This window comes from Rhizobium sp. PRIMUS64, from assembly GCF_023006465.1.
GTDB lineage: Bacteria > Pseudomonadota > Alphaproteobacteria > Rhizobiales > Rhizobiaceae > Rhizobium > Rhizobium leguminosarum.
Window position 1 is genome coordinate 1 of the sequence record NZ_JALBGX010000091.1, and the last position, 26,202, is coordinate 26,202.

27 protein-coding genes and 3 pseudogenes are annotated in these 26,202 nt (G+C 60.0%); 13 read left to right on the forward strand and 17 right to left on the reverse strand.

What is annotated here, in order from left to right; all coding sequences use genetic code 11:
* On the forward strand, window positions 1–678 hold a 678-nt coding region (locus MOV76_RS27415; protein ID WP_247265702.1), incomplete at its 5' end, for a phosphotransferase enzyme family protein.
* Between the two features lie 353 nt (window positions 679–1,031).
* On the opposite strand, the gene MOV76_RS27420 is transcribed toward MOV76_RS27415, so the two are convergent.
* Together MOV76_RS27420 and MOV76_RS27425 are read right to left on the reverse strand one after the other, a co-directional pair.
* Complete coding sequence (locus tag MOV76_RS27420) at window positions 1,032–1,670, reverse strand: HEAT repeat domain-containing protein (RefSeq protein WP_247265703.1); 639 nt, start codon at window positions 1,668–1,670, stop codon at window positions 1,032–1,034.
* 464 nt (window positions 1,671–2,134) lie between these two features.
* The gene (locus MOV76_RS27425) at window positions 2,135–3,016 is read right to left on the reverse strand and encodes a LysR substrate-binding domain-containing protein (RefSeq protein WP_247265704.1); all 882 of its coding nucleotides are present in this window, start codon (window positions 3,014–3,016) and stop codon (window positions 2,135–2,137) included.
* A gap of 123 nt (window positions 3,017–3,139) precedes the next feature.
* Here MOV76_RS27425 and MOV76_RS27430 point away from each other — a divergent pair, with 123 nt between their 5' ends.
* Window positions 3,140–3,844, forward strand: coding sequence for an SDR family oxidoreductase (locus MOV76_RS27430; protein ID WP_247265705.1), 705 nt, complete (start codon window positions 3,140–3,142; stop codon window positions 3,842–3,844).
* 91 nt (window positions 3,845–3,935) lie between these two features.
* Window positions 3,936–4,505 (forward strand): pyridoxamine 5'-phosphate oxidase family protein, encoded by a 570-nt coding sequence (locus tag MOV76_RS27435; protein ID WP_247265706.1) that lies wholly within the window; start codon window positions 3,936–3,938, stop codon window positions 4,503–4,505.
* A gap of 73 nt (window positions 4,506–4,578) precedes the next feature.
* On the opposite strand, the gene MOV76_RS27440 is transcribed toward MOV76_RS27435, so the two are convergent.
* Window positions 4,579–4,836: a GlsB/YeaQ/YmgE family stress response membrane protein gene (locus MOV76_RS27440; protein ID WP_018449565.1), complete on the reverse strand. Its 258-nt coding sequence runs from the start codon at window positions 4,834–4,836 to the stop codon at window positions 4,579–4,581.
* Window positions 4,837–5,003: 167 nt separating this feature from the next.
* Window positions 5,004–5,222: a hypothetical protein gene (locus tag MOV76_RS27445; RefSeq protein ID WP_247265707.1), complete on the reverse strand. Its 219-nt coding sequence runs from the start codon at window positions 5,220–5,222 to the stop codon at window positions 5,004–5,006.
* 511 nt (window positions 5,223–5,733) lie between these two features.
* Here MOV76_RS27445 and aac(6') point away from each other — a divergent pair.
* Window positions 5,734–6,186, forward strand: coding sequence for an aminoglycoside 6'-N-acetyltransferase (gene aac(6'), locus MOV76_RS27450; RefSeq protein WP_247265718.1), 453 nt, complete (start codon window positions 5,734–5,736; stop codon window positions 6,184–6,186).
* Window positions 6,187–6,367: 181 nt separating this feature from the next.
* On the forward strand, window positions 6,368–6,649 hold the full coding sequence (locus tag MOV76_RS27455) for a hypothetical protein (protein ID WP_166480408.1): 282 nt from the start codon (window positions 6,368–6,370) through the stop codon (window positions 6,647–6,649).
* Between the two features lie 76 nt (window positions 6,650–6,725).
* Here MOV76_RS27455 and MOV76_RS27460 read toward each other — a convergent pair whose 3' ends face one another.
* From MOV76_RS27460 to MOV76_RS27480, 5 genes and pseudogenes are all read right to left on the reverse strand, one after another.
* Window positions 6,726–7,193 (reverse strand): DUF992 domain-containing protein, encoded by a 468-nt coding sequence (locus MOV76_RS27460; RefSeq protein WP_210067083.1) that lies wholly within the window; start codon window positions 7,191–7,193, stop codon window positions 6,726–6,728.
* Between the two features lie 91 nt (window positions 7,194–7,284).
* Window positions 7,285–8,793: an arylsulfatase gene (locus MOV76_RS27465; RefSeq protein ID WP_247265708.1), complete on the reverse strand. Its 1,509-nt coding sequence runs from the start codon at window positions 8,791–8,793 to the stop codon at window positions 7,285–7,287.
* Between the two features lie 79 nt (window positions 8,794–8,872).
* Entirely contained in the window at window positions 8,873–9,244 is a 372-nt protein-coding gene (locus tag MOV76_RS27470; protein WP_210067082.1) for a response regulator transcription factor, read from the reverse strand.
* Window positions 9,245–9,345: 101 nt separating this feature from the next.
* A complete protein-coding gene (locus MOV76_RS27475; protein WP_247265709.1) occupies window positions 9,346–9,963 on the reverse strand; it encodes a response regulator transcription factor in 618 nt (205 codons plus the stop codon).
* Window positions 9,963–10,091: pseudogene (locus MOV76_RS27480) on the reverse strand (ATP-binding protein); the annotation flags it as partial. The gene MOV76_RS27475 and the pseudogene MOV76_RS27480, both read right to left, overlap by 1 nt.
* Before the next feature lie 126 nt (window positions 10,092–10,217).
* On the opposite strand from MOV76_RS27480, the gene MOV76_RS27485 reads away from it, so the two are divergent.
* Together MOV76_RS27485 and MOV76_RS27490 are read left to right on the forward strand one after the other, a co-directional pair.
* A complete protein-coding gene (locus MOV76_RS27485; RefSeq protein ID WP_166480412.1) occupies window positions 10,218–11,228 on the forward strand; it encodes an HAD family phosphatase in 1,011 nt (336 codons plus the stop codon).
* Between the two features lie 98 nt (window positions 11,229–11,326).
* Window positions 11,327–12,124, forward strand: coding sequence for a hypothetical protein (locus MOV76_RS27490; protein WP_247265710.1), 798 nt, complete (start codon window positions 11,327–11,329; stop codon window positions 12,122–12,124).
* A 257-nt stretch (window positions 12,125–12,381) separates the two neighbouring features.
* Here MOV76_RS27490 and MOV76_RS27495 read toward each other — a convergent pair whose 3' ends face one another.
* From MOV76_RS27495 to MOV76_RS27505, 3 genes are all read right to left on the reverse strand, one after another.
* Entirely contained in the window at window positions 12,382–12,813 is a 432-nt protein-coding gene (locus tag MOV76_RS27495; RefSeq protein ID WP_247265711.1) for a DUF2721 domain-containing protein, read from the reverse strand.
* Between the two features lie 55 nt (window positions 12,814–12,868).
* On the reverse strand, window positions 12,869–13,528 hold the full coding sequence (locus MOV76_RS27500) for a hypothetical protein (RefSeq protein WP_166480415.1): 660 nt from the start codon (window positions 13,526–13,528) through the stop codon (window positions 12,869–12,871).
* A gap of 100 nt (window positions 13,529–13,628) precedes the next feature.
* Entirely contained in the window at window positions 13,629–15,299 is a 1,671-nt protein-coding gene (locus MOV76_RS27505) for an arylsulfatase (RefSeq protein WP_168339142.1), read from the reverse strand.
* 410 nt (window positions 15,300–15,709) lie between these two features.
* On the opposite strand from MOV76_RS27505, the gene MOV76_RS27510 reads away from it, so the two are divergent.
* Together MOV76_RS27510 and MOV76_RS27515 are read left to right on the forward strand one after the other, a co-directional pair.
* The gene (locus tag MOV76_RS27510) at window positions 15,710–16,666 is read left to right on the forward strand and encodes a formylglycine-generating enzyme family protein (protein ID WP_247265712.1); all 957 of its coding nucleotides are present in this window, start codon (window positions 15,710–15,712) and stop codon (window positions 16,664–16,666) included.
* A gap of 188 nt (window positions 16,667–16,854) precedes the next feature.
* Window positions 16,855–17,721 carry a protein-L-isoaspartate O-methyltransferase gene (locus MOV76_RS27515; protein ID WP_247265713.1) on the forward strand — a complete coding sequence of 289 codons (867 nt, stop codon included), beginning with the start codon at window positions 16,855–16,857 and terminating at the stop codon, window positions 17,719–17,721.
* A gap of 294 nt (window positions 17,722–18,015) precedes the next feature.
* On the opposite strand, the gene MOV76_RS27520 is transcribed toward MOV76_RS27515, so the two are convergent.
* Window positions 18,016–19,626 (reverse strand): DUF1254 domain-containing protein, encoded by a 1,611-nt coding sequence (locus MOV76_RS27520; protein WP_247265714.1) that lies wholly within the window; start codon window positions 19,624–19,626, stop codon window positions 18,016–18,018.
* Between the two features lie 177 nt (window positions 19,627–19,803).
* Here MOV76_RS27520 and MOV76_RS27525 point away from each other — a divergent pair.
* A pseudogene (locus MOV76_RS27525) lies at window positions 19,804–19,914 on the forward strand (ATP-dependent DNA ligase); the annotation flags it as partial.
* Window positions 19,915–20,163: 249 nt separating this feature from the next.
* Here the strand turns inward: MOV76_RS27525 and MOV76_RS27530 are convergent.
* From MOV76_RS27530 to MOV76_RS27545, 4 genes and pseudogenes are all read right to left on the reverse strand, one after another.
* Window positions 20,164–20,952: a transglutaminase-like domain-containing protein gene (locus tag MOV76_RS27530; RefSeq protein WP_247265715.1), complete on the reverse strand. Its 789-nt coding sequence runs from the start codon at window positions 20,950–20,952 to the stop codon at window positions 20,164–20,166.
* A 104-nt stretch (window positions 20,953–21,056) separates the two neighbouring features.
* A pseudogene (locus tag MOV76_RS27535) lies at window positions 21,057–21,301 on the reverse strand (TetR/AcrR family transcriptional regulator); the annotation flags it as partial.
* Between the two features lie 16 nt (window positions 21,302–21,317).
* The gene (locus tag MOV76_RS27540) at window positions 21,318–23,750 is read right to left on the reverse strand and encodes an arylsulfatase (protein ID WP_247265716.1); all 2,433 of its coding nucleotides are present in this window, start codon (window positions 23,748–23,750) and stop codon (window positions 21,318–21,320) included.
* 404 nt (window positions 23,751–24,154) lie between these two features.
* Window positions 24,155–24,766 (reverse strand): TetR/AcrR family transcriptional regulator, encoded by a 612-nt coding sequence (locus tag MOV76_RS27545; protein ID WP_018241043.1) that lies wholly within the window; start codon window positions 24,764–24,766, stop codon window positions 24,155–24,157.
* 137 nt (window positions 24,767–24,903) lie between these two features.
* Here MOV76_RS27545 and MOV76_RS27550 point away from each other — a divergent pair, with 137 nt between their 5' ends.
* The 3 genes from MOV76_RS27550 to MOV76_RS27560 all read left to right on the forward strand — a co-directional run.
* On the forward strand, window positions 24,904–25,302 hold the full coding sequence (locus MOV76_RS27550) for a RidA family protein (protein ID WP_166480422.1): 399 nt from the start codon (window positions 24,904–24,906) through the stop codon (window positions 25,300–25,302).
* 329 nt (window positions 25,303–25,631) lie between these two features.
* Window positions 25,632–25,949, forward strand: a complete 318-nt coding sequence (locus MOV76_RS27555; protein ID WP_247265717.1) for a PepSY domain-containing protein — start codon at window positions 25,632–25,634, stop codon at window positions 25,947–25,949.
* A 16-nt stretch (window positions 25,950–25,965) separates the two neighbouring features.
* A partial coding sequence (locus MOV76_RS27560; RefSeq protein ID WP_309506527.1) for a general stress protein occupies window positions 25,966–26,202 on the forward strand: 237 nt, incomplete at its 3' end.

Here is a 26,202-nt window from a genome sequence, read left to right on the forward strand (position 1 = left end):
CCGGAGGGTGCGCGCCAGGCCGTGCTCTTCCGGGCGATCGACGGCCGCAAGCCGGATGCGGCGGATGCCGGCGATGCCCGGGCCAACGGCAAGACGCTTGCCTTGATGCACAACGCAGCCGAGACATTCCAGCCAGAGGGAGCGCTCTATCGGCTTGATCTCGAACACTTGCTGCATCGGCCGCTTGCCCGAATATGCGATAGCGGCGTCGTGGAAGACGCCGACCTCCGCAGCGGTCTCGAAGACATCGCTGCGCGGACCGCAAACGCGATTGAAGCCTTCGCCAATCTGAGCTGGACGTATTGCCATGGCGACTGTCACGGCTTCAATGCGCGGATCAACGACGCCGGCGAAGCCGTATTTTTCGACTTTGACGACGGCGGTCCGGGATACCTCGCTTACGACCTGTCGGTGTTTTTGTGGGCGCAAACGTCCTTCGGTCGGAGGTCGACCGCCATGTGGGACGCGTTCGTCGATGGCTATCGGGCCGTCCGGCCGATCACGCCTGATGACTTCGAAGCCGCCCATCGCTTCGTGATCGTCCGCCACATCTGGCTGATGGGCGAGTATGCCAGCCGGGCACAGGAATGGGGAAGCGAAACCGTCGGCTGGATTGCGCGGGAAGCAAATTTCCTGAGGCAGTGGGAGACAGAGCGATGCGTCGACCGTCTATTCTGAATCCAGCTTTGCTCAGCGGCCGGAGGGTCGGCGGTGCGCCGGCGCAGTCGGCGATCGCTTCGACCTTCGCCCACTCCTGGTGCAGGTCAAGGGACGCCCGTGACTGTCGATATATGGGAACTTGTCGGGGATATCAGCACTTAGGGGCCACCGGCCCCTGTTGGCCCAATGCGGTCACTCCCAAGCCACTCCCCAACATGAGGCCATAGCGCTGGTTTCCCGCTGGACAACGCGAAGGCAGATCAGATCATGAACGCCTCCTTTTGCCAGCAGCAGTTTTCTGGGCCTTCGCAAAAGTCAGTCGCGAAACTCCGACTGTTGCGATAGAGTTTTGCGATAAGACGTCTTGCCTATCATATCGGCACAACCTTTAGAGCATCAATTCGCGCTTTAATGCTCTCGATTGCATGTACAGCCGACACCTTGAGGTCCGGTTTTCTTGATTTTGTGTTGATCTGAATCGCTGGAAGAGCCTGCGCGGTCCCAATGACACCTAGCGTGACGTGGCAATATATCTTGTCATATACATCATTGGTCTCGCCGAGAAGCGCAATGAGTTCCTTTTCTGCCTGTGCTGACTTGGACGATTTCAGAGCGCGAATAGCCGCGTGACGGACCAGCCATCGCCGATCCTGAAGCAGATTGATGATCATAGAAATATCTTCGTCAGCCTTCAAAGCAAGCTCCGAAATCATGTCGAGCGCCGTCGACAGCGCATATTTGTCGACCTCGGTTGAAATGCACATGAGCAGCAACTGCGTAGCCTCCGCGTTCGCGAGGTTTTTTCCGACCTTGCCGAGAATGAAATAGGCGCTACTGCGTTGAGGCGCATTTCGCTTCTTTTCAAGATAATGACAGATTTCCTGGATTACTTCGGCGTCTGACAAGCGCTCTGCCTCGCGATAGGCGTGCCAAGACTTCGAGTCTGCCGAGCTAACTCCAGGTTCTTTTAGGCACATCCTCGAAATTATCTCTTCCAGATAAAGTCTCATTCTTCCTCACGCAAAAGGTAGCAAAAAGTGGATAACTGCCGCACGGAATGCGGGACGCATAGAATGTTATCAGACTGTTCGCCTTTGCCGTTGTTCAGCGGGAATGGCATCCATTGATCTGGTTGATATATCGGTCTTGGTTGCTCTCCCTCAATACGTAATGACAAGTCCAGGGGTGTTCGCCAGTGGATTTTGTCGCCTCCCCAAGCATCAGAAGGCTATCCCCATGATCTCGCGCTGACCTTCCCGGTTTCGGGACATGGCCGGCCGCGCCAGCGTCCAGTTCCTGATGTCCTTCCGGTGGCAGCCGAAACGACCCTGGCGAATGCGCGATGGAGGCCAGTCAGTTGGCGGCGAGGCACGAAAGGCCGTCGGTCGGCGCGATTTGCCGCAAAACGTATACGTATTGCTTCAATCTGCCAAAGTAATGCTAGGGTCGGTAGCGGCCGATGGCTGTCCGACGATCAGCTCTGCGCCTGTGACCGCAGCCAGTCCTGAAGCTTGTCCACCGCTTCGGACTTCCGATATCGCGGCTTCACCAGATAGAAGTGCGAGCGCGCCCTGAGGGCGCCGTCGAAGACTTGCCTCAGCCTGCCCGCCTCGATGTCGGTCGAGACGAAGGCGCGGGTCGCCACGGCGATGCCCTGTCCGGCGATGGCAGCTTCGATCGCGTGCGATGTCTGTGAGAAGCTGATGCCCCGAAACAGCGTGGGATCACCGCCGCCGAGGAAGCGATCGATAAATTCCGGCCAGGAATTATGGGCATCGTGAAGCAGCGTGTAGTGCGAGAGTTCTTCCGCGTTGTTGGGCTCGGTGCCCTTGGCGACGAGGCTTGGATTGCAGATGGCAATGATCTCCTGCTCGAACAGCAGCTCGGCGGCGAGGCCGGGACCGAAGGGAGGGCTGCCATAGCGGACGGCGAGATCGACGCCGTCGACCTGGAAGCTGGAAATGCGGTCCGTCGCCAGGATGTGGAGATCGAGATCGGGATGCCGCGAGGTGAAATCCGGAAGACGCGGGATCAGCCATCTCGAGGCGAAGGTCGGTGTCGTGCTGACCACCAGTTTGACCGGCTGAGGCTTCAGGTTCGCCGTCGCGTTTGCGAGCAGTTCGAAGGCCCGCCTGACGTCGGCGACGTAGCTTCGCCCCTCGCCGGTCAGCGCCAATGACTTCGGCAGGCGCTCGAACAATGTCACCCCGAGTTCCGCCTCAAGCCCCCGCACGTGCTGGGCAACAGCTCCCTGGGTGACGCCGAGCTCTTCGGCCGCCAGCCGGAAGTTCAGATGACGCGCCGCCACGTCGAAGGCCTTGAGGCCGTTGAGGGAGGGAAGATTGCCGATGGACATGGATACTCGATAGTTTTTCTACTGGGACATGTCACGAAAACTGGTTCGCTCTCGCTTGAAGCCCATGGTATTCGAAGGATCAGAGCCCGGCAATGGGTGCGAAATCTGGCAGGGAGAGCGACGATGGCAGTAGAAAAGGTAGCGATCATTACGGCTGGCGGCAGTGGCATGGGTGCGGAAGCCGCGAGGCGGCTTGCGGCCGATGGCTTCAAGATCGCCATCCTGTCCTCATCAGGCAAGGGCGAGGCGCTTGCCACCGAACTGGGCGGCATCGGCGTCACCGGCTCGAACCAAGCCAACGACGACCTCAAGCGCCTGGTCGACGCATGCATGGAAAAGTGGGGTCGCATCGACGCTCTCGTCAACAGCGCAGGTCACGGTCCCCGTGCGCCGATCACCGAGGTCACCGACGAACAGTGGCATACCGGCCTCGACGTCTATCTGATGAACGTCATCCGTTCGGTTCGCCTCGTCACGCCGATCATGCAGGCGCAGAAGTCGGGCGCAATCGTCAATATCTCCACCGCCTGGGTGGCTGAACCGTCGGCGATGTTCCCGACCTCGGCCGTCTTCCGCGCCGGGCTCGCCGCCTACACCAAGATTTACGCCGATACCTATGCGGGCGACGGCATCCGCATCAACAACGTGCTGCCAGGCTGGATCGACAGCCTGCCGGCGACGGAGGAGCGCCGCGACAGCGTGCCGATGAAGCGCTACGGCACCAGCGCCGAAGTGGCCGCGACGATTTCCTTCCTCGTTTCCGAAGGGGCGGGCTATATCACCGGCCAGAGCCTCAAGATCGACGGCGGCCTTACCCGGTCCGTCTGACAGGACCGCTTTCAACGCCAGGGAGAACAGCGATGTGCTGCGACTACGTCAAGGCCGGCGAGATAAGAGACGCCGAGGCGGAGGCGACACAGTGACCCTCGCCGAGGTCGATGCATCGGCCTGGGCCGAACTGGAAGGTGCTGTCGCCGATCCGCAGTCGGCCTTCCGCTACCTGAACCTGTGTTCGGTCGACGCCGGCGGCCGGCCGCAAGCCCGCATGGTGGTGCTGCGGCGCGTGGATGCGGCGCGACGCATCCTGGAAATCCATACGGATGTCAGAAGCCCGAAATGGCAGGAAATATCGGCCAACCCTTTGGTCACCATCCTCGGCTATGGCCCGCAGCCGAAAGTGCAGCTTCGCCTTCAGGGCTCGGCCGAACTCCATGGACCGGCAAGCGAACGCGCGACTGAAGCCTGGAGCCTGCTGCCGCGATCGACGCGCAGTACTTATATGGATGGGCCGCCCGGCGACGAAATCGGCGAGCAGCCGGCAAGCGAGGCAGCGGGCGCAGACGCCGATGGACGGGCCTTCTTCGGGGTGCTGATATTCCGAGCCGAGACGCTGGACTGGTTCCAGCTGCGCCACGCCGACAACCGACGCGCCGTCTTTGCCTACGACAAACTGGGCACGCTGACCTCCTCCCGCTGGGTCAATCCCTGAACGCCGGACGACCACGCGTGAGCGCGCGAAAACGTGATGAAGGCGGCCGGTTTGCGGGCCGCCTCCTGTTTGATCAGGCCGTGCGTCTGACCATTCTCGCAATGGCTATCAGGATGCAGGCTCCGATGAAGCCCGCGATCAGATAACCCAGCCAGCCGCCTAGGGCGACGCCGAAGAGCGAGAGGATAAAGTTGGCGACGATGGCGCCGACAATACCGAGAACGATGTTCATCAGCACGCCCATGTTGCTCTTCATGAGCATTTCGGCGAGCCAGCCGGCAATGCCGCCGATGATGATTGCGGCGATCCAGCCGATACCTGCACTTTCCATAGCAATTCCCCATTGTGAATGATTGAGCGGCCGGCGCCGGCTATCATGTCTCGCCGATCGAGCTAAACCGATGGCCAAGCGACAACACTATAACCCTCCGCCGGGCCAGTTGGTTCCATAAGCCCGCGCCCCCAAGAGGTCTCGTGCCTCGCTTGATCTGGTTCAGGTCACCTGTCGGCCGCCGGCCAATCGTTCGCAGGCTCCTCTATGACGGCAACGTCGTCGTCCGCAGGGTCGGGATCGCGCTCAAGGGCTGTGCGCAGATTGCCGATTTCCTTGATGATCGCATCGAAGACGTCCTGCTGCCTGGCCCCGGCCACGACGCAGTCGTCGACGAGATACTCCAGCTTCGCGCGAAGCCCGGCCTTCCAATTATTTTTGCTCATGACCTTCTCCTCCTCTGATCGATCCACGCGGAGCATGGTCGCTCGCGCGTTCCACCCGCTTTGATGGGCAGGCGGCGCGATGAGGCCGCGGCGAACGGGTAAGGTGCTCTCCTGGCATTTGCGCCCGCACCGAGAAATCGGAAAAACCGGTGCGTTCACCATCTCCGTCACGTCCGATTGGCACGCCGCGACCTCGGCGGATTAACCGCTAGCCGCAGCAACGGTTCCGCCCTGCCTGGACTCTTTGCGTCCGAGAAACGGTCTCGCTTTCACCTCTGGAGCCGATATGCAAGTCCGGCATTTATTTCGAGCCCGAGACTATGCCAAGGCAATCCCTGAAGTCCGCGGCGTCCCGGTCCAGCACGGCATATTTCCCGCTGTGCGCGCGGCGAATTTGCGCCAATGGCAGACATTGCCGGCATCGCAAATCCGTCTATTCTGCGAGGTTGCAAAAGTCAGGAAAACACCTGTCGCTTTCATCCGGAATTTCGCGACAAAAGAGAACCACAATATGGAATCGATTATCGAGATTGGGACCATAATGGATGTTGAGTCGTGGGCGGAGCTTCGCGCTGCGCTGTGGGCGCATCACTCGCTCGAAGATCATCGAGCTGAGTTGGGCCGGGCGTTTCTTTCAGAAAGTGGAGAAGCCATCGCGTTCATCGCTCGAAATGCTGCGAATGAAGCTGTCGGGTTTGCTGAGGCCACTTTGCGACATGATTATGTGAATGGATGCAGCAGCTCGCCCGTTCTATTCCTCGAAGGGATTTTCGTCCGGCCCGTTGACAGGCGAAAGGGTATCGCACGATCGCTTTGCAATGCCGTTGCCGATTGGGGAAAGTCGCTTGGGTGTGTTGAGTTTGGCTCTGACGCGCGGCTTGAGAATTCAGCCAGCCACGCGCTCCATACCGCGTTAGGATTTGAGGAGACACAGCGCGTCGTGTTCTTCCGAAAGCCACTGTAGGCCGGTGTTGCCCTTCCACGAGGATGGTTCGCCGCACACATCCTAAGACTTGTTACGTCACAGATTTCAGTCGCAAAATGCGTCGCAGGGTTCGGGAATTTTGCGGCATTATGGAGCAAGTGCCACAAGATCCCGATGAAGGCTGATGCTATCTCCTGAGGGTGCCTCGGGAGTGCTGCGTATGGTGGAAGTCGTAGACGAACGGAAAGCGAAACTGGGCGAGATTGATGCCAGGATCGAGGAGTTGCGGCGCGAGATCGTCGTTCTCGACGATCAGAAGGCGGCTTTCGAGAAGGTGATCAAGGTCTACGACCCCGGTTTCGAGCTGGTTACACCGCCTTCGAAAACACGGCGCGCATCATCACGAGAGACTGCGAGCGGTCGCGTCACCGAACTTCTGAAGGGCAGGAACAACCGTCATATCGTGCTCGACATCCTCCGCCGCTCCGAGCGAGCCCGATGACGTCAGCGTCAGCGTCTTGAGGGAGGCATATTGGGAGATGACTCCCGGATCGCGCGCCGTTGCGTGGGACCCTTCCTCACTCAACCGCCGAAAGTTTCAGCGACGCCACGCCAATCGCAACGTTGACGCCTTCCTCACCTTCCAGCGACAGCGGCTGAAGGGAAACGCTGTCGCGGCTTCCGCCGACAAGCACCTTCGCGCCGCCGCCAAGGCCAAGGCTGGCATCGGCTTCGACACCCCGATAGGTGCCCTCCAATCCTTTTAGCGGCTGACCGTTGACGCTGGAGACCAGCCAGACCATCCTCCCCGCCTTGACGTCGCCGACGGCGAGGCCGAACTCGTCGATCGAGCCCTTATAGCTCTGCAACAGGCCCGACGGCGATGGCGTGAACGTGCACGAGACGGTTTGCTTGGATTCGATAATCATCCCGACGCCTGCGGAAATGTCGCAGTCTAGCTTGCCGACCTCGAGCCATGCAGCGCCTGCTGCGACCGGAATGAGAAGCGCCGAGCATGCAAGGGAAGCAATCATATGTCTAAACATTGTCGTTCCTTTCCGTTGGATCGTGGACATGACCACGAGGGTTAGCACCAACCGTGAGCTCAAAGTGCCAACTGATGGCGGCGCTTGAACTTCAGAATTTCGTCATGTTTGCCGCAGGTGGATTGGGCGATCGGACAAGTGTCTCCTTGTACTCCTGGACCGTCTTCAATATCGGCCCGAGAACCCAGTTGTACATCTCGCCGATATTGTGTTCCTCCTGCGGGTCGGCTTCGATGTTGAACACCTGGGGATAGCCGTTCATTGGCGCAGCACTCGCGCCCACGCCGCCCATTAGGGTTGCGCCGCCCGCGCCGCTGCGGCCCGGCGCTACGTCGGCAAAATAGGCCCGGAACTGCTTCCAGCGGACTGCGACCAGTTCCGAACCGACGAAGGTCAGCAAATGCTGGCGCGCCCCGCCGTCGTCTTCGCCGAGCAGGAGTTTGCTCTGGTCGACGCCGTCGATCGGCCGGTCGTCCGGAACTTTGCCGCCCGCTATGTGTGCGAATGTCGGAAAGAAGTCCATGATCGAGAACATTGCGTATGAGGATCGCGGCTTGATCCGATGCGGCCCCCTGATAATGGCGGCGGTGCGGATTGCGCCTTCGCTAACTTCGCCAAGCGCTCCGCGGTATGGTCCGGAAGCTCCTATGTCTGGCATGTCGGCGCCGAACCGGCTCGCCCCAGGACCGTCCGGTCCATTGTCGGAGGCGAAGACGACGATGGTGTCCTCCTCTGCGCCAAGTTCCTTCAATGCATCAAGCATTGCGCCGACGATGGCATCGCCCTCCATCAGGGAGTCGCCGAACTGGCCAATCCGGGATGCGCCTTCGAACCGCTTCGAGGGCAAGTTCGGGAAGTGTGTCCGGGATATCGGCAAGAACAGGAAGAACGGTTTGCCCGCCGCCTTTTGCCGCCGCATAAAATCGACGCCGTGGTCGACAAGCTCCCAGTCGATACCGCGGCGCACGTCCTCGGTGTATGGTTTCACGGACTTGAGCGGCTCGGCTCGCTTTGCCTCGACTATTTGCGGCCCCCCCTCAAGCGGGATATCGAGCGTCTTGGTCTGCTGGCCCTGTCGGATCATACCAAATGCATCCCAGGTGTCCCCCGGCGGGATACCGTAGAACTCGTCGAATCCCTGGTTTTGAGGCTGGCTGTAGGTTTGTCCGCCGAGGTGCCACTTGCCGAAGATCGCGGTCGCGTAGCCGGCATCGTGAAGCATCTCCGCCATGGTGATTTCTTCCGCCGGCAAGGAGAAGGCCGTACCGGGAACGGCAACCAGCGACAGCCCGGAGCGGATGGAATAGCGTCCCGTCATCAAGGCGGCGCGCGAGGGCGTGCAGGAGGGTTCGACCAGAAACTGCGTCAATCGGAGTCCCTCGGAGGCGAGCTGGTCGATGCGCGGCGTCGGCGATCCGCGCAACTCCCCGCCTCCGTAAACTCCGATGTCGCCGTAACCGATGTTGTCGCCGAGAATGAACAGGATGTTCGGCTTCGCCTGCTGCGCAGACGCAGTTCCGACAGTCAACGGATGCACGCTGAGGCATGATGCCATCGCCAGTGCTTCGGCCATCGGCCGCCAGTGTCTGAGCCATTCCATGTTCAGCCTCTCTACCAGGAGTGAATAACTGGTCCGCCTTTTGACCTGCCGTCGTGGCGGTCTGTCCTCGATCAAGAATTCACAATCTGAGCGCCTTCTTGACTGCGTCGATGAGTACGGATCCCGCGAAGGGCTTCCGCAAATATGCGATGCACCCGGCGTGCTCCGTCTCGGTCTGCAGGCGCGTGTCTTCCAGGGCAGTGATGAAGATGATCGGCATCCTCACTCCAACCCCTTTCAGCCTGCGCTGCAGTTCGATGCCGGACATGCCCCCCAGGTCGATGTCCAGCACGAGACAGTCGATCGACGTCTCCGGATCGCGGCCGAGAAAAGATTCGGCCGATGCATATTCCACGGCCGCAAATCCGTAGGCATTGAGGAGCCGCCCGACGCTTCGACGTAGGCTCGCATCATCATCGACGACAGCGACAGTGCGGCGCAGCTTTCCCACCTCATGCCCCCATGCGTGACAGTACGCGAGATACGCGGTTGTCTGTGATTGTAGGCGTGTCGGCGATTGCTTGATATTGCCCTAAGGGGAAGGTCGTCCGATCACTCCGGGGCCGCAGTACGACCGATGTCGGCGGCGATCGATACACCCCCCGCCAGCGAGCGTGCTCCGAGCTTCTCCATGACCTGATGGCGGTGCACCTTTACCGTCCGCTCCGATATGCCAAGGGCATATGCGATCTGCTTGTTGAGCTGACCACGGATGATCAGCCCGAAGACTTCGGCTTCGCGCGGGCTTAAACTCGCAACCAACGTCTTCAGTTTTTGCAGACGCTCGTGCTCGGCACGACGCTTTTCATATTGTGTCAACGCGCGCTCGATCGTTTCGAGCAGGACCGGCACCGAGCTAGGCTTCTCCAGGAAGTCCTGTGCGCCCGCCTTCATCGCGTCGACGCCGGCCTTAATGTCTCCTTCGCCGGTCAGGAATACGATTGGCAGGAGTGGCGCCTGCTCGCACAGTTGGCGCTGTATTTGCAGGCCGGACTGGCCGGGCATCTGCAGGTCAAGGAGAACGCAGCCCGGCTCGCAAGTTGGAAGGCATGCGAGAAACTGGCCTCCGGATTCATAGGCTTCGACCTTGAGACCGTACGCTGAGAGCAGGCGTACAGTCGCCGTTCGGTAGGATTCGTCGTCATCGACGATATGGACGACCGGTCTCATCAGCCTTGCTCCTCCCGCCGGGCCAGAGGCAGAACCACCCGGAAGGCGGCGCCGCCTTCAGGCCGGTTGTACGCGGAGATCGTGCCGCCATAGGTCTCGACGATGGCACGCGATATGGAAAGACCCAACGCCATCGGATTTATTCGATTCCCCAAAGGGCAATATCGGCGGAGGAACGTATTCGGTAGACTTGGAAAGCGCTGGGATAGAGTGCAACCCGCCGGGCGCGCATTTTCACCTTGGGGGTACATCCAATGTTTACTGTCCGCCGCCTCGTCAACTCGGCACGGAATCCGATCTCGATTGTCATCGGAGCACTTTTCCTCACGGCGTCCGCCTACGCCCAGAGCGATCCCCTGCCATCGTGGAACGATACCGCGCCCAAGGCAGCTATCGTCTCCTTTGTCGAGAAGGTTTCCAAGCAGGGTTCGCCCGACTTCGTCCCCGAACCGGAACGGATCGCGGTGTTCGACAATGATGGGACCCTGTGGGTCGAGCATCCCATGTACACCCAGCTTGCCTTCGCCCTGGAGCGCGTGAAGACGCTCGCTCCGCAGCATCCGGAATGGAAAAACGTACAGCCGTTCAAGGCGGTGCTGGAAGGCGATATGAAGACACTTGCCGCATCGGGCGAAAAGAGCCTTCTGGAGCTCATCATGGTCACCCATGCGGGAATGACCACTTCCGATTTCCAGAAGGTGGTAACCGACTGGATCTCCACGGCACGCGATCCGCGGTTCAAGCGACCCTACACCGAGCTTGTCTACCAGCCGATGGTCGAGCTGCTTTCCTACCTGCGCGCCAACGGCTTCAAGACCTTCATCGTGTCAGGTGGCGGCGTGGAGTTCATGCGGCCATGGACGGAGAAGGCTTACGGCGTCCCGCCGGAGCAGGTTATCGGTTCTTCGATCAAGACCCAATTCAAGATGCAGGACGACACACCGACCCTCTACCGTCTGCCGGAAGTCAACTTCATCGACGACAAGGCAGGCAAGCCGGTCGGGATCAACCAGGAGATCGGCCGTCGGCCGATCGCAGCGTTCGGCAATTCTGACGGCGACCTCGAAATGCTGCAATGGACGACGATGGGCGGTGCGCCTGCGCGTCTCGGCATGCTCGTTCATCACACCGATGCGGAGCGCGAATACGCGTACGACCGCAAGACCGAATTCGGACGCCTCGACAAGGCGCTCGACGCAGCCGCGATCACGGGCTGGACCGTCATCGACATGAAAGCCGACTGGAAGCAGATCTTCAAGGACTAGGACCGTGCGCCTCACGGCCAGGCGGCGTGCCAAATGCTTCAACAACGTTCGCCAACGGTGACGGGCCTCCGGTCCGTCCAACTGGGAGGATACATGCCATGAAAGTCTACCGATTCACCACGCTGATCTTCGCCGGAAGTTTAGCGTTGACCACCGCGGCCTTGGCGCAGGACGCCCCGAAGAAGCCGCACGTTCCGCTCGAAAAGACCATTGGCGTGGTCACGCCGACAGGCCCGGTGCCGTCGTTGGCGGTGCTCAATTCGGCTGGCGCGAAAATCGAAAACGGAAAGCTCGTCCTGACCGGCGTCTCGGCCAATTCGATCGTCTTCGCCGACCGGCCGGTGCGCGCCGCCGGTCATGTAGCAACCGAGCAGTTCATCATGCAGTGGGACGACGGCAAGGACAACTTCGCCGTCGATCCACCGAACGCGACGGTGTCGGTGCTGGGTGGCGACGGATCGGATGTCAGTGACGCCGTTGTCACGCTGAAAACTCCCAAACTCGACGGAACCACGCTGACATTCGACATCACCATTCTGGAGGGTAGCCTAAGCGGTGCGTCCGGGCCGGCCGCGCTCTTCATTGATCACTTCGGGGGCGGCTTTGGTGGCGGAGGTTTCGGCGGCGGCTTGCGCGGCGGAGACTTTGCAGGAGGTGACTTCCGCGGCGGCTTCCAGGGAGGCGACGTACATATCGGCGACACGAACATCAACCGTGTCGGAGGCACGTACTGGCACGCACCCGTCTACCACGGCGCCTGGTATCGCGGCGCTCCGGTCGCCGCGGGCGTGGTCGCAGGTGCGGCCATTGGAGCGGCAGCAACCCGCCCCTACTACTACAATTCCTACTACAACAACCAGCAGTGCGGCTACTACCCCTTCCCGCCTTGCTATTGATCTTCCGTCTGCGTCGCGCCGCCCAAGCGGCGTGGCGATGGCGTTAATGTCAGATGCAACATGTGTGGACGCGGTCATCGGCCTCCGCGGGAACTACTTCTTCAGGTGGAGATCTATGCAACGGAGTGGGGTCTGGCGGGCGGCGGCGGCCCACGTCCACTGGGACGTAACGACGCGTTTGTCTTCGACCTCGTCCAGCATAGCCCGACAATAGGGGGCCTTCTAAGGGGCCGCGAGCGCCTTGAGCAGCTCGGCGATCATCGCAACGGACGGTCGTCGTGCTCACCTTGCGACTGCCGGATGTCCTGCAGGAATCGGAAGAGCGACCCCGCCAGCAAGCAGAGTGCCGCAATGAATAGTACGGCGGCGCCCGGTTCGTGACGGTATCCCAAAAAGGCGACGACGAAACCGAACAGGAGCAGAAACGTCACGCCGATTCCGGCCAGCACCGCCAGGTACAATGCGCTGTTCAAGAGGCGTTCACGCCGCCTCAGTTCCCCGATTCCCTTCTTCAGCGGGGCTCGGGCGACGTCACTCTCGTCGATCTCGCGGAGGTTTCTGATCCGCCCGGTGACGCCGGAAATCCGATTGACCAGAACCGCCACCATCGCCGCGACCCCATTGAGCATGAACGCCGGCGCGACCGCGTGATTGATCATCGTTGAAAGCTGATCGGCTTCCACTGACATACGGGCACCTCCGATCCCTTCGGCACGAATGGACGGCCGCGGCGCCGGCGAGGCGCTACGGAATGACGTTGACTGCACGCGCGGCCACGAGGACGAGTGTCAGGAGCGAAATGGCGCTTTCGAACATCATCAGCCCCTTCGCACGTCGGGTGAGTGGCAGCACGTCCGTCGGACTGAACGCGGTCGCCGTATTGAATGCGAGGGAAAGATAATCGAGGTAGAGCGGTCGCCAGTCCGGGGGCGCCAGTTCGGGAACCGAAGCCTGGGGAAAGAGCCAATCGGGTCTTCCAGCCATCCCACGCGCGATACGCGATGGGCCACCCGCGTCGATCTGCCAATAGAGCAGCGAGAAGGTGAGAACGTTGGTGATCCAGATGGTAACTGAAGACGTCAATAGCGACACTGATCGCGTCTCGGGCGGGTGGATGGTAATGATCCCGACCATATCTCCGAGTTCGGCCGCCGTATTCCCTGCATAGACGCTGGCAAGCAGCATGATGGCGACGTGCTCGATTCGTAGCCACACAGCGTTGTCAGCCGACACCGTTACCATGATCATTGGAACGATAGCTGCCACCAGGACCGCGTATGACACCCATCGCGGCATGGCATAGACGTGGTGCGGCAGCATTTCCAAAAGGGCGAACACCGCCAGGATCGCCACCACCGGCGGCCAGCGTGCTTCGTCACGACCTGCTTGGATGACATCGCTCATCGTTCCGCCCTCAGTCGGCTCCAAAGGACCTGTCAGGTGAAGCGTTGTAGCGGACACCTCGAAGGGCGTCCGCTACGACGTCGTTACGCTACTGCGCGCGTCAGTCGTGACCAGTCTTCATTTCGCGGACCTGCTGCATCACTTGCTCCAGATTGTAGCTTGCAGGGCTCTGAAGCGGCGGGAAGTCGATGTAGGTCTCGAGATGCTTCAGCCACAACTGCTGGCCGATGGGCAGGATGTTCCAGTCATAGACATAGGCGGTGGACGGTGACGCGATGGCGCCGCCCGTACCGAAGAGCGTCTTCAACTGTGTTCCGACCGAGGTTTCAAATGGGTCACGCTTGATGTTGGCGACCTGGGTCCAGGCGTAAGGCTGCACGCCACCAATGAATCCAGCCGGATCGTCGGAGACCATGGCGAAGTACATCTTCCAGTTCTTGTAGCGGACAGCCGACGGCTCCTTGCCGGAATAATACAAGAAACTGTCGCGCGCGGATGGCAACTTGCCTTCCAGGAAGTCGCGCTGGTCGATCCCGTCGAGCGTGGTCTTGACGATCCCCGGATACTTGCCCGCCTCGATCTCTTTCTTCAGGCCGTCGCCCTTCGGACCGCCTGCGATATTCACAAACGTCGGCAGCCAGTCGAGGGCCGAGAAGATGTCGTTCTTGACCGTACCGGGCTCGATGTGCCCCGGCCAGCGAACCACAAGCGGCGCACGCATGCCGCCTTCCCAGGTGCTGAGCTTTCCGCCCTTGAACGGGGTGGTGCCGCCATCTGGAAAGGTGATCGTCTCGGCACCGTTGTCGGTCGTAAAGACGACGATGGTGTTGTCGAGTTCTCCCATCTCCTCGAGCCTCTTCAAAACGTAGCCGATGTTGTCGTCCATCTGCTTCATGCCGGCTTCGTTAACGCCCCAGTCCTTGCCGCCGGGCTCGCCGACCATTGCCAAGTACTTGTCAGGCAGCACGGTGGTGATGTGCATGCGTGCTGGGTTGTACCAGACGAAGAACGGCTTGTTGGTCTTCTTCGGGTCATTGCGGTCGAGAAAATCGATGACCTTGGCCGAGATCTCCTCGTCAATCGTCTTGGAGCGCTCAAGGGTCAGCGGCCCCTCATCCTTGCAGCTTTGGTTCGCCGGAGATCCATCGGACGATTTGCACGCAAGCATCGGACGCGGCGGCGTCAGGCAGGTCGTGGTTTTTGGGTCCACCGCCGCCGGGTCTTCCGCTATCCCAGGAATGGGCGTGTTCCTGCAAGCTGGTGCGATCCCCTGCTCGGTTGAGGTTTTGTTGATGTCGGGGAAGCTCACCCCCTGCATGGCGTCGAGGTGATAGAGGTAGCCCCAAAATTCCTGGAACCCGTGTGCCGTCGGCAGGGATTCGGTGGTATCTCCGAGATGGTTCTTGCCGAACTCACCTGTCGAGTAGCCGAGATCATACAGGAACTTGGCGAGGTGAGGCGTGCCGGCCCGCAGGTAGGACGGGCTTCCGGGAATCTCCGGCAGAACCATGCCAACGCGCACCGGCTGCATGCCGGTGATGAACGCGGTCCGCCCTGCCGTGCAGCTCTGCTCGGCATAGTAGGTCATGAACTTTGCCCCTTCCCGGCCGATGCGGTCGATATTGGGTGTTTCACCGACCGCGAGACCTTGGTGATAGATGCTCGGCTGCATCCATCCGATGTCGTCGCCCATGATGAACAGGATGTTGGGCTTGGCGTCCTGCGCGTGCATCGTAGCGGTACTCGCTAGCAGGCCGCCGGCGACCGCCATTGCTGCTGTGAAGAACTTTGTAGTCCGTCTCATTTCTATGCCTCCCTCAGGGGGCCGCATTGGCGGCCAAGGTTGGTTGAAAGACGAGTCAAAGCAAAAGAGGGTTGACGTCCAAGTTTACTGACTAGCAAATTGGACAGATCATTTCGGTGAAGACGCGACTCCTCGGCCCGCACGGTGACCCTCGACTTGCGGAAGAGGGATTTCCACTCTTCCATCCATTTTCTACATTGTATTGGCGGCAGCAGATATTGCCCTTTGGGGAATCGGTCGTGACGAGGCTGCGGGTTGTCAGCGACGGGCGCGGTCCGCGACGCCCTTCCTCCGACCGGATCACGACCTCCCTAAAGGACAATAGGCAGCAGCCGCGACCGCGTGTCATAAGACGCTCACAGAGGGACGTTCTAGCGATGGGCAGGGCCATGAGCGCAGTGGACGCATACGATACGGGATTTGAAGGGTTGGCTTGGGTCCCCGGACGAACGTTCACCATGGGATCGAACAAGCACTATCCGGAAGAAGCCCCTGCACATCCGGTCAAAGTAGACGGCTTCTGGATTGATGCGACGCCGGTCACCAACCGTCAGTTCGCCGCCTTCGTCAAGGCCACCGGACATGTCACCGTCGCGGAAAAGACTCCACAGGCTGCCGACTATCCGGGAGCGCTTCCCAAAATGCTGCGGGCCGGATCTCTCGTGTTCACACAACCGAAGACAGTCGTCGGCCCCGACATCACCCAATGGTGGTCGTTCAAGTTCGGCGCCGATTGGCGACACCCCTACGGTGGCCGCAGTGACATTCGCGGGAAGCTCGACCATCCGGTCGTTCATGTCGCCTATAGCGACGTCCTGGCATATGCCCGTTGGGCCGGCAAGGACCTGCCGACCGAGGCCGAATGGGAACTGGCCGCCCGCGGAGGCCTAGAGGACGCCGAATTCGCCTGGGGCGACGACTTGATCCCCAATGGAAAGCTCATGGCCAACACCTGGCAGGGCACGTTCCCCACGATGAGCACAAAGCCGGCGGGCACATCGCCCGTCGGGTCGTTCCCGGCGAACGGCTACGGTATCCACGACATGATCGGCAACGTCTGGGAGTGGACGTCGGACTTCTGGTCGACCCGCCATGCCGAACCTGCGGCGAAATCATGCTGTATTCCCCACAACCCCCGAGGCGGCGAGCGAGAGGCGAGCTTCGATCCCCGCGAACCGGAAATCCGAATTCCAAGGCGGGTGCTGAAAGGCGGATCGCATCTTTGCGCGCCGAACTACTGCCGCCGCTACCGTCCCGCCGCCCGCCATGCGGAACCGGAGGACACCTCCACCAGCCACGTTGGCTTCAGATGCGTCAAGCGAACCGAAATTTGACGCCTCCCACGACCTCTCCAGTTCAATGGCCGTCGATACAAGTCCCGAGCAGGGATCAGCGATAAGAAATGATTTGTGACGCTGTCTCCTACGGCACAATCAGGAGATAACATGACCTTTCTTGTGGCACTTGCTCCATAATGCCGGAATTTTGCGACAGGGAACTATTCATCGGAGTTGATCTGCTGATGACACCGGACGAATTGAAGGTCGTGCGTCGAGCTTATGCGAAGCAGATCACGGCGGCTGTGAGAGTTGTCGATGAGCGTGTTGAAACTGCTTTTGCCGAAGTGCCGCGAGAAGATTTCCTTGGTCCCGGTCCGTGGCCGATCTTCCGAATGCGAAAAGCCTATGTTCCGACCCCGGCCGCCGACCCGGTTTACCTCTACACGGATGACATTGTTGGTATCGTCCCTGAGCGCCACATCAACAACGGACAACCGTCACTTCATGCCTTCCTGCTTTCGCAGGCTGCGCCGCGAGCAGGCGAGCATATCGTGCATATTGGCGCTGGTGCCGGCTACTATTCTGCGATCATGGCGAAACTCGTTGCCGCATCCGGCAAGGTGACGGCGATCGAGTTCGAGCCGGAGCTTGCTGTGCGGGCAAAAGCAAATCTCACTGCCTATCGGAATGTTTCCGTGATTCCGGGCGATGGCAGCTCCGCAGCTTTCGATGCAGCCGATGTGATCTATGTGAACGCCGGCGCAACCCGACCGGCGGATATCTGGTTGGACCGGCTCAATGATGGCGGAAGGCTTGTCCTACCGCTTACGACCGATCTTGGGTTTACCAGCAGCAATTGGAGCAACATGCACCTTCGCGGAGCGGTGTTCCTCGTGACGCGCAGGGGTGAGGAATTTCACGCGCAATGGATTTCGCCGGTGGCCATCTTCCCCTGTGAAGGGATGCGCGACGCGGAATCGGAAAAAGCGCTTGCGGCGGCGTTCGAGAGCGGGGAGCACAAGAGGGTGAGGCGGCTGTACCGCAACGATGAGGTGCCGGCCGAACGATGCTGGGTTCGCGCTTCCGGCGGGTGTCTAGCCTATGCTTAGGCCGGCATCATACCGCCGCGGAAATCCTGACTTTTGCGACACTCCGGACTTTCCTGAAAGCGTTCGAGCATTCTCGCCGCAAAACTCTGTCGCAAAGGTTGGAGTTTCGCGGCGGATTTTTGCGGCGGCCAATGTCCGCTTTCGGGCCAAAAGCAGACCCATCGCCCCATCATCATCCAATGGCGAGGGTAAACCGACGACCACTGATCGAGCCCGTGCCGCTCGGCATGTTTTTAGAAAGACCAGCATGGGCCGGCTTTTCCGAGTCCGGCGCGTCAATGTCGACCCCGGCCGTTATTTCACGGCTTCGATCTCGCTCAGCCGCCATTCTTTGGTGAAGAAGGTTTCAAGCGGACTGTAGAGCCGAAGAATCGTGAAGTACCCCTTTCCCGGCATGGTCTGAACCCAGTTCCCGTCTTTGACGCCCTCCGGCTTCTTTGGCCCGTAATAGACGATTGTGGAGCCGTCATCCTCGGCGGATGCGGCGGGTGTCGGATAGCTCTGGCTGCCAGCACGCGGATAACGCTGGGGCGTTTGGAGCATCGACCGGGTCTGGTTGTCGTAGAGCGTGAACGACCAGAAAGCGGCTGCGGGAATGTTCGGCGGCAGCGTCACTTTGTAGGTCTTGGCACCATCAAGGTCTTTCTTGTCGGCGTCGAGGAATCCGATGAGATACTGCGAGCCGACGCGTGGAATGCGCATGATCATGCCTGGAGAGTCGAGGGTGTAGGCGTAGTAGAACGCGGTCTTCGAATCGAGGGTCCGCGCTCCGGTCGACGGAAGCGGTTCGAACTTGCCGTCTTTGGTAAATAGTGGCGGGGGCGTCTCGAAGTTGGCGCCACCCTGCCAGAGCATGTTCGTCCATGAGGAGCCGGGATAGTAGCTCCAGCCGAGAGCTTCATTCGGCCGCCAATTCAACACACGCCCTGCCGCGTTTCCGACTTTTGCGGCATCGGTCAGTATCTTCTTCATGCGGTCGTCCGGCTTGAATTCCTTACCCTTCACAATGCCAATCGCCGCCAACTGCCCTGCAAGCTCGGGATTGTAGGAAGTGGCGGGTTCGTCCTGAATATTGGCGTCGATCATCTCGAAGAACGAGTCGTCGGTCGGCGGGATGGTGTTGAACGATTTTCCGCTCGCTTCGACGAATTTCGTCTCGGGAATTGCCGGACCCACTTCCAGTTTGACGTCGCCCTGGAGCGCGGTCGCGATGCTCGTGCCAACGCCCCCTGGGGTGTAAGGGTATATCTTGAGCGATTTCTTGATCAGCTCGGCAGTGGGCTTCGGGTCGTTGTCGGTCAGAAAGGCCCGCGCCGCATACAGAACGCGGTTTGTCTTCGACCGCGCTACAAAAAACCCACCCTCGGGAAGTGGACCGTCATAGGCTGGCGGTACGACCAGATATTTTCCGCCTTCGCCGCGGTCGGGGCCGGGAAAGCCGATGTCGACGACCCATTGAAACCACATATCGTTTATGGTGCCGAGCCCCTTCGGTGGTTGCTCGATCACCATCGGACCCTTCGTCAGATCGACGACTGCCATGTAATAGAGGGTGTCGGCGTTCGGGGTGAGGAACAGCGAATTCGAATCCATCAGTTCCGAATAGATGATGACGGAATTGTCCTCAGCACCTGCACTGATGAAGCCCTTACGGATTGCATAGGCAGATGCGCCGCCGTAGCTGTTGAGGTAGGCGTCCAGAGCCCGTGTGAAATCCAGCGTGTCGTAAACCTTGTCGACGGTATCGGCTGTTGGAGCGCCGTCCTTGAACTCAAGCATCCCGATACGGCTATCGACTTTGTCCGGCGTAACGAGGATTGGCGGCGTCGCGTCGGCTGCAGCGACAGGAATACCGCCGAGAATAGTCGATGCCAGCAGCATCATTCCGGGGAGCATGCATTTCATGACACATCCCTTTCATCGATCTCAGAGATTGACGCATTTTCGCCGGCGGGCTTTCGCAGCGAGGCTTCCTGCGCGTCGAGCAAGATTTCAAAATTGGAGCGCATGAGGGAAACCGCAACGGGTAGATTACAGTACCATCACCGTATCATACAGGTAGCATCCGGTCGCCCGCGGAGTGGATCGCTGTTGCTGGCCGCTCGCAGGGGTAACCACCTGATTTACGTGGGATCAGTCGGCACGGGCTTCAAGGAAAGCGACGCTTGGAGGTTGCGCGCGATGATGGACAAAGGGGCCCCGCCTGGACTCTTTGCATCCGTGAAACCGTCTCGCCTTCACCTCTAGAGCCGATATGCAAGTCCGGCATTTATTTCGAGCCCGAGACTGTGCCAAGGCAATCCCCTAAAGTCCGCGGCTCCCGGTCCAGCTCGGCCTATTTCCTGCTGTGCGCGCGGCGGCTTCGCGCGAATTGCGGTCATCAGCAAAGAAGGCCCAAAAGTCTTGGTCATGCAGAGCGAACGGGTTCTCGATTTGGCCGATCTACCAGTCTGGTGCAATCTCCACGAGCGGTTGATCCGGGCTTGCGGCTAAGGCGTCCAGTAACTCCAATTCACCGCCGATCACCGCGCGTTTGGGCTGAGGCGCGTCCCGCCAATGGTCCCAACTCGAAGTCTCGCGACCGTTCAGCACATAATGGTCGCGCAGCACGTTGATTTTCACGAACCACAGACCGGTAACGTTGCCATGCCCGAAGGAAGCTGGGTCTGCTTTCGCTCGCCGGCATTCCAGCCACGCTTCTCCCGCCGACATGAAGGACTGGCGTGGCACATTGGCCGGAGCGAACGAGATTTGGTTCCTCTGCCGCAGCATCTGATCGATTTGGGGATCGCACAGGCACCATTCTCCAGCGCTGGAGTCCCAGTATTCGCATACCCAGTGATCTTCCCATCCATGGGAGAAATAAGCTGCAAAACCACAGCGCACACGGGCGGGAATTTCCCTGCATCGCAGAAAGGAGCAGAGCATCAGCGCGTAGTCGCGGCAGGTTCCGACAGACCGCTTGTCGGCCGACCGCGCGATGTTGAGAGGCCGTGGATCCCTTCTTAAGACGTCGTCCAAGCGCTCCGCGATCGGCAGTGTCGTTCGCGCCGTCGAATTCAGAATCGTCTCGTCAAGGCCGTACTCTGTTATCCAATCAGAATGAACCAAGACGCCTTGAATGATTTGGATTAGAGCGCCAACCCCGGTCGGAAGTACAGCGATTGCACTGGCGTGACGACCTGGATTGGTCATTGCACTATACGGAATCCAGCGATCGACGCCTTCCATGTGTCTCTCCATCACACTGATTGGAGCACAGACTGAGTTGATTTTTGCGTAGTCAGCAAGGTCGGTAGCGGCTCGAGCCGGCACCTCGCTCAAATCTGTTTGATCTGCGGATCTTCGCTGGCGGCGATCCAGAGGGCCGCGTTGAGAGCGGCGCCGCTCAGCAACCGGGCCGCCTCCGGCTCAAGCGGCTTGAGGATGCCTTGGGCGATCAGCCGCTCCACCGTGCTCTTGGTCACCTGCAGACAATTGTTCTGGCTCGACCATTGCGATGGATCGCCCAACACGCCGGTCCGTCGAGCAGAACGATGCGCTGGACTTCCGGATTGAGCGCCATCTCGATCTGCCCGGCCATCCTCCTGCGCGCCCTATTTCGCCAGCCGATCCGGCCCGAGTTTGTAGGTCAGCTTGTCGATCGTCCCGGTGAAGTGGAACGGCAGCTGGTAGCTGTCGTCCACCGCCGAGCGGGTATCGCTCCCAATGTCGAAGGACTCGTCGATGGCCATGAGAAACGGAATGGTGTGAGGCATCGTCTTTTTAGCAAACGCCTTGCCATCCACCGTCATGATGCCGGTGCCACCCTTGCCGGGGCCGGGGCCGTCATACTTGAAGTCGAACACGATCGTGTGCTTGCCCGGCTCGAGCGCGCTGCCGCCCAACCAGTCTTCGGCCCCCACGCCGCCCTCCCAGCGGTAGCGCTCCAGATCGAGGAGGTTGTAAACGAAGACTGGCTTGCCTTTGAGCAGGTAGAGACCGTAGCCGCCAAAGCGGCCGCCCATGGTCGCGATCATACCTTCCGCGCCGCCTTCGGGGATCGTCACTTCGGCGGTTATCGTGTAGTCCTTGTTCATAATGCTCGGAGCATTGCCCACGGGAATGTTGGCATTCGCGCCCGAGTAGGTCAGCTCCGTTCGGCCGGCGACCGCGCTCGGTCGCGGGGTAATGGCGCGTGTGATGACCGTGTTGTCCAATGGCAAGACCTGGTATTTCGCGGCCTCCGCAATGAAGACCGCCTGCAGTGCCTTTAGCTTGTCAGGATTCGTGGCCGCGAGGTCGTCGTATTGCGAGTAGTCCTCGGTGAGGTTGTAGAGCTCCCACTTGTAGTCGTTGACGTCGGGAAGCTTTGAAGCACCCATGAGCCACGGCGCGGCGGCCGGCGTCGTGCAGGCATACCAGCCGTCCTGGTAGATGCCGCGGTTGGCGAACATCTCGAAATACTGCGTGTCGCGCTTCGACGGCGCATTGGCATTCGCTTGGTCGAACGTGTAAGCCATGCTGATGCCTTCGATCGGCTTCTGCTTGATCCCGTTGACCACCTCAGGTGCCTTGATGCCCGTGGCCTCCAGGATTGTCGGAACAATGTCGATCACATGATGGAACTGGGTTCGAATGCCGCCCACGTCCTTGACATGGCCGGGCCAGGAAATGGCCACGCCTTGCCGGGTCCCGCCGAAATGCGACGCCACCTGCTTGGTCCACTTGAACGGTGTATCAAACGCCCAAGACCATGCCACCGACATGTGCGGATAGGTCTTGTCGGAACCCCAATCTTCATAATGCAACATCTGCTCGACTTCGGGGAGGGTCAGAATTCCGTTGTAGGCGGTCATCTGGTTAAACGTGCCCTCCAGGGTGCCTTCTGCGCTGGTGCCGTTGTCGCCGCTGATGTAGATGATCAGCGTGTTGTCGAGCTTGCCCATGTCCTCGACCGCCTGGATGACCCGGCCAATCTCATGGTCCGTATAGGCCACATAGCCGGCAAAGTTCTCTGCCTCTCGTGCATAGAGTTTCTTCTGCACCAGGGAAAGTGTTTCCCATTTCGGCAGGTCATCCGGCCAGGGTGTCAATTTCGTGTTTTCCGGGATGACGCCGAGCCGCTTCTGGTTGGCGAAGATTTGCTCGCGCAACTTTTCCCAGCCCATGTCGAACTTGCCTTTGAATTGGTCTCTCCACTCCGCCTTCGGCTGGTGCGGCGAGTGGGTGCCGCCCGGCACGTAATAGACCAAGAACGGCTGGGCGGGTGCAGCCGCGTTCAGACTGCTCATGTACTTGATGGCCTCGTCCGCCAAGTCGGTGGTGAGGTTGTAGCCGGGCTTGCCAATCCATGGAAAAATCGGGGTCGTGTTTTGATAAAGGTAGGGCGTCCATTGGTCGGTCTCGCCGCCCATGAACCCGTAGAAATACTGGAACCCCATGCCAATCGGCCATTGATCAAAAGGGCCGGCCGCGCTGTACACGTAGGTAGGCGTGTTATGGTTCTTGCCAAACCACGAGGTGGCATAACCGTTCTCTTTGAGGATTTCGCCGATCGTGGCGTTCTCCAGACCGATGACGGAGTCATAACCGGGGTAACCAGTGGACAGTTCGCCGATCACCCCGTAGCCAACCGAGTGGTGATTGCGGCCGGTGATCAGAGCCGCCCGCGTCGGCGAGCAAAGCGCGGTGGAGTGGAACTGTGTATAGCGCAATCCTGCCTGGGCGACGCGTTCCATAGCCGGGGTCGAAACGACACCGCCGAAGGTGCCGGATACGCCATAGCCCTGGTCATCGGTCATGATAAGCAGCACGTTCGGCGCGCCCTTGGGTGGCGCGACCGTCGGTGGCCAGTAAGGCTTGGAATCCATGGCGCTTTCCTTGATCACGCCGCCGAACGGCACCGGCGGCGGCGGAATTTGTTTTCCGTCGATCGTGACGGTCGCGTCGGGCGATCCTGGAGTGCCAGTGATTTGTTGCGCATTTGCGCCGAAACAGCCGATCAGAATTGCCATGATCGCGGTCGATGCCATCGCAGTCGATTTCATCGTTCGAGCTCCTTAAAAGGGACGCTTGCCGAGTGTTTAACTATCGAGGATTTCTTGACGCGGGAGCAACGTAGTTACTGTAGTCTACGGGCGGAATTGGACCTGGCAGGCCGTTGAAGACGTCGCTCGCCCAGGCCCGCCGTGATCGTGATTCACTGTCTCCGGATTGCTTCGGAGAGCGGAATGCGAGGCTTCCTGCGCGTCGAGCAAGATTTCAAAATTGGAGCGCATTGGGGGAACCGCAACGGGTAGGTTACAGTACCATGACCGTCTCATACAGGTAGCATCCGGTCGCCCGCGGAGTGGCGCTATGGGTCCCCAATAGTTGCCGCTGGAACTGCTTCGGCTTTGCCTGCCGACAAAGCTGGAAAGTTGATCGGCACTGATCCGTCGCCCTTCGGAGATCACAAACGCTCCACCAGCAGGCCTGCCGCCATGGCCTGAAAAGCCTCGACCGCCTTCGGCAGCACGCTCTGCGGGTCTTCGCTGGCGGCGATCCAGAGGGCCGCGTTGAGAGCGGCGCCGCTCAGCAACCGGGCCGCCGCCTCCGGGTCGAGCGGCTTGAGGATGCCTTGGGCGATCAGCCGCTCGACCGTGCTCTTGGTCACCTGCAGGCAATTGTTCTGGCTCGGCCACTGCGAGGGATCCCCCAGCACCGCCGGTCCGTCGAGCAGAACGATGCGCTGGACTTCCGGATTGAGCGCCATCTCGATATAGGCCGCGCCCTCGGCGAGCAGGCCCTGCCAATCTTTGCCTGCGCGCGCGCCAATCTCTTGCGCGCGCACCGCCATCTCAGTGTCGATCTGATCGACAACTGCCGCCAGCAGCCCGCGCTTGTCCTGGAAGTTGTGGTAAAGCGCGCCCCGTGTCAGACCGACATCGGCCGTCAGCTCGTCCATGGATGCTGCAGAGTACCCCTTTTCCGCAAAAGCCTTCCGCGCCGCCGCGATCAATTTGACGCGGTTTTCCTGCATCGTTTCGCTGCGCTTCCTGACCATTCCATCCCTCAATTTCATATACGAAGCGTATATGGACTTGACATGCGCTCGACATGCCGCATATTTCACATACGAACCGTATACCAAATTGGGCGCGAGATGTGAAGCTTTCCCTCGTGCTCATCGGTCGTTGTCAACAATGAAGAGAGATCAGAATGACCCAACGCGAAGCAATCTTTCCCGCCAACCGGCACGCTCTTTACGAAGAGCACGGCTATTCCGCCGCGATCCGATCCGGCGATCTGCTGTTTGTGTCCGGACAGGTCGGCAGCCGTCCGGACGGAACACCCGAACCCGATTTCGAACGGCAAGTGCGGCTGGCCTTTGACAATCTGAAGGCGACGCTCAGTGCCGCCGGCTGCACGCTGGATGATATTGTCGATGTCACCAGCTTCCACACCGACCCTGAAAACCAGTTCGCAACGATCATGGCCGTCAAGCAGGAGATTTTCAGCAAGCCACCCTACCCGAACTGGACTGCGCTCGGCGTCAACTGGCTCGCCGGCTTCGACTTCGAGATAAAGGTCATCGCCCGTATTCCTGGAAGTCACTGACATTGCCGGGCCGCATCCGTCGCCGCACGCAGTGCCGGCAGGAGAGCGGCCCGCGCTGCCACCCTCTGGGATATTTGACAGAAACACAACTTTAAGAGTTAGAGGATCGACCTCACACCGAGAGGCTTCCTCAAGCCGCCCGTGGATCGCCGGTTACCCCTCTGTTATTGCCTGCTTACATTGCCTCGGCGCCGCAAAGAATGACCCCGTAGCGGGCCGCTTTGCCATATATTTAGAAAAATCAACCGCATAATCTCTGGGAACAAAGATCTCCCCTGCGTGTTTTGACCGCATGGATCTCATCCGATCCGCAAATGGAGAAAACACATATGAACAAGATCGTCTTCGCGGCGGCAATTCTCGGCGCGTCCGCCGTTGCGGCCTTTGCCCAAACCACACCGGCTCCATCCAAGGATGGAAATACACCTGCGGTTGCAACCCCGGATACCAAAAATCCGACTGCGCCCGTTGAGGGCGCCAATAGCTTTACCGAAGCTCAGGCGAAGGATCGCATTGCGGAAGCGGGCTACACCGACGTCAAGGATCTCAAGCTGGATGACAAGGGGATCTGGATGGCCTCCGGCATGAAGGACGGCAAAGCCGTCGCCATTGCCCTCGATTATCAAGGCAACATCGTCGCCAAGTAACCCAAGGAGAAGCATGATGAGAACTGTAACCGGACTTTTCGACGACCACTCGGACGCTCGCTCCGCCGTCAGCAAACTGGAAGCGGCAGGCATTCCCTCAAACGACATCAGTATCGTCTCCAACAAGGCGGGTCGCATCGATCGCGACTCTGACGTTGGCGAGGATGCCGCGACCGGCGCCGGCATTGGCGCTGCCGTCGGTGGCGCTGGCGGCCTGCTCACCGGACTGGGCCTGATGGCCATCCCCGGTGTC

Excerpts from the sequence above, each read along its gene's own strand:
- MOV76_RS27420 (WP_247265703.1), bottom strand. The coding sequence starts at position 1,670 with ATGAGACTTTATCTGGAAGAGATAATTTCGAGGATGTGCCTAAAAGAA.
- MOV76_RS27510 (WP_247265712.1), top strand. The coding sequence starts at position 15,710 with ATGGGCAGGGCCATGAGCGCAGTGGACGCATACGATACGGGATTTGAA.
- MOV76_RS27520 (WP_247265714.1), bottom strand. The coding sequence starts at position 19,626 with ATGAAATGCATGCTCCCCGGAATGATGCTGCTGGCATCGACTATTCTC.
- MOV76_RS27490 (WP_247265710.1), top strand. The coding sequence starts at position 11,327 with ATGAAAGTCTACCGATTCACCACGCTGATCTTCGCCGGAAGTTTAGCG.
- MOV76_RS27545 (WP_018241043.1), bottom strand. The coding sequence starts at position 24,766 with ATGAAATTGAGGGATGGAATGGTCAGGAAGCGCAGCGAAACGATGCAG.
- MOV76_RS27495 (WP_247265711.1), bottom strand. The coding sequence starts at position 12,813 with ATGTCAGTGGAAGCCGATCAGCTTTCAACGATGATCAATCACGCGGTC.
- MOV76_RS27515 (WP_247265713.1), top strand. The coding sequence starts at position 16,855 with ATGACACCGGACGAATTGAAGGTCGTGCGTCGAGCTTATGCGAAGCAG.
- MOV76_RS27530 (WP_247265715.1), bottom strand. The coding sequence starts at position 20,952 with ATGGAAGGCGTCGATCGCTGGATTCCGTATAGTGCAATGACCAATCCA.
- MOV76_RS27555 (WP_247265717.1), top strand. The coding sequence starts at position 25,632 with ATGAACAAGATCGTCTTCGCGGCGGCAATTCTCGGCGCGTCCGCCGTT.
- MOV76_RS27455 (WP_166480408.1), top strand. The coding sequence starts at position 6,368 with ATGGTGGAAGTCGTAGACGAACGGAAAGCGAAACTGGGCGAGATTGAT.
- MOV76_RS27445 (WP_247265707.1), bottom strand. The coding sequence starts at position 5,222 with ATGAGCAAAAATAATTGGAAGGCCGGGCTTCGCGCGAAGCTGGAGTAT.
- MOV76_RS27540 (WP_247265716.1), bottom strand. The coding sequence starts at position 23,750 with ATGAAATCGACTGCGATGGCATCGACCGCGATCATGGCAATTCTGATC.
- MOV76_RS27475 (WP_247265709.1), bottom strand. The coding sequence starts at position 9,963 with ATGAGACCGGTCGTCCATATCGTCGATGACGACGAATCCTACCGAACG.
- MOV76_RS27430 (WP_247265705.1), top strand. The coding sequence starts at position 3,140 with ATGGCAGTAGAAAAGGTAGCGATCATTACGGCTGGCGGCAGTGGCATG.
- MOV76_RS27465 (WP_247265708.1), bottom strand. The coding sequence starts at position 8,793 with ATGGAATGGCTCAGACACTGGCGGCCGATGGCCGAAGCACTGGCGATG.
- MOV76_RS27505 (WP_168339142.1), bottom strand. The coding sequence starts at position 15,299 with ATGGCGGTCGCCGGCGGCCTGCTAGCGAGTACCGCTACGATGCACGCG.
- MOV76_RS27550 (WP_166480422.1), top strand. The coding sequence starts at position 24,904 with ATGACCCAACGCGAAGCAATCTTTCCCGCCAACCGGCACGCTCTTTAC.
- MOV76_RS27485 (WP_166480412.1), top strand. The coding sequence starts at position 10,218 with ATGTTTACTGTCCGCCGCCTCGTCAACTCGGCACGGAATCCGATCTCG.
- MOV76_RS27440 (WP_018449565.1), bottom strand. The coding sequence starts at position 4,836 with ATGGAAAGTGCAGGTATCGGCTGGATCGCCGCAATCATCATCGGCGGC.
- MOV76_RS27460 (WP_210067083.1), bottom strand. The coding sequence starts at position 7,193 with ATGTTTAGACATATGATTGCTTCCCTTGCATGCTCGGCGCTTCTCATT.
- MOV76_RS27425 (WP_247265704.1), bottom strand. The coding sequence starts at position 3,016 with ATGTCCATCGGCAATCTTCCCTCCCTCAACGGCCTCAAGGCCTTCGAC.
- MOV76_RS27500 (WP_166480415.1), bottom strand. The coding sequence starts at position 13,528 with ATGAGCGATGTCATCCAAGCAGGTCGTGACGAAGCACGCTGGCCGCCG.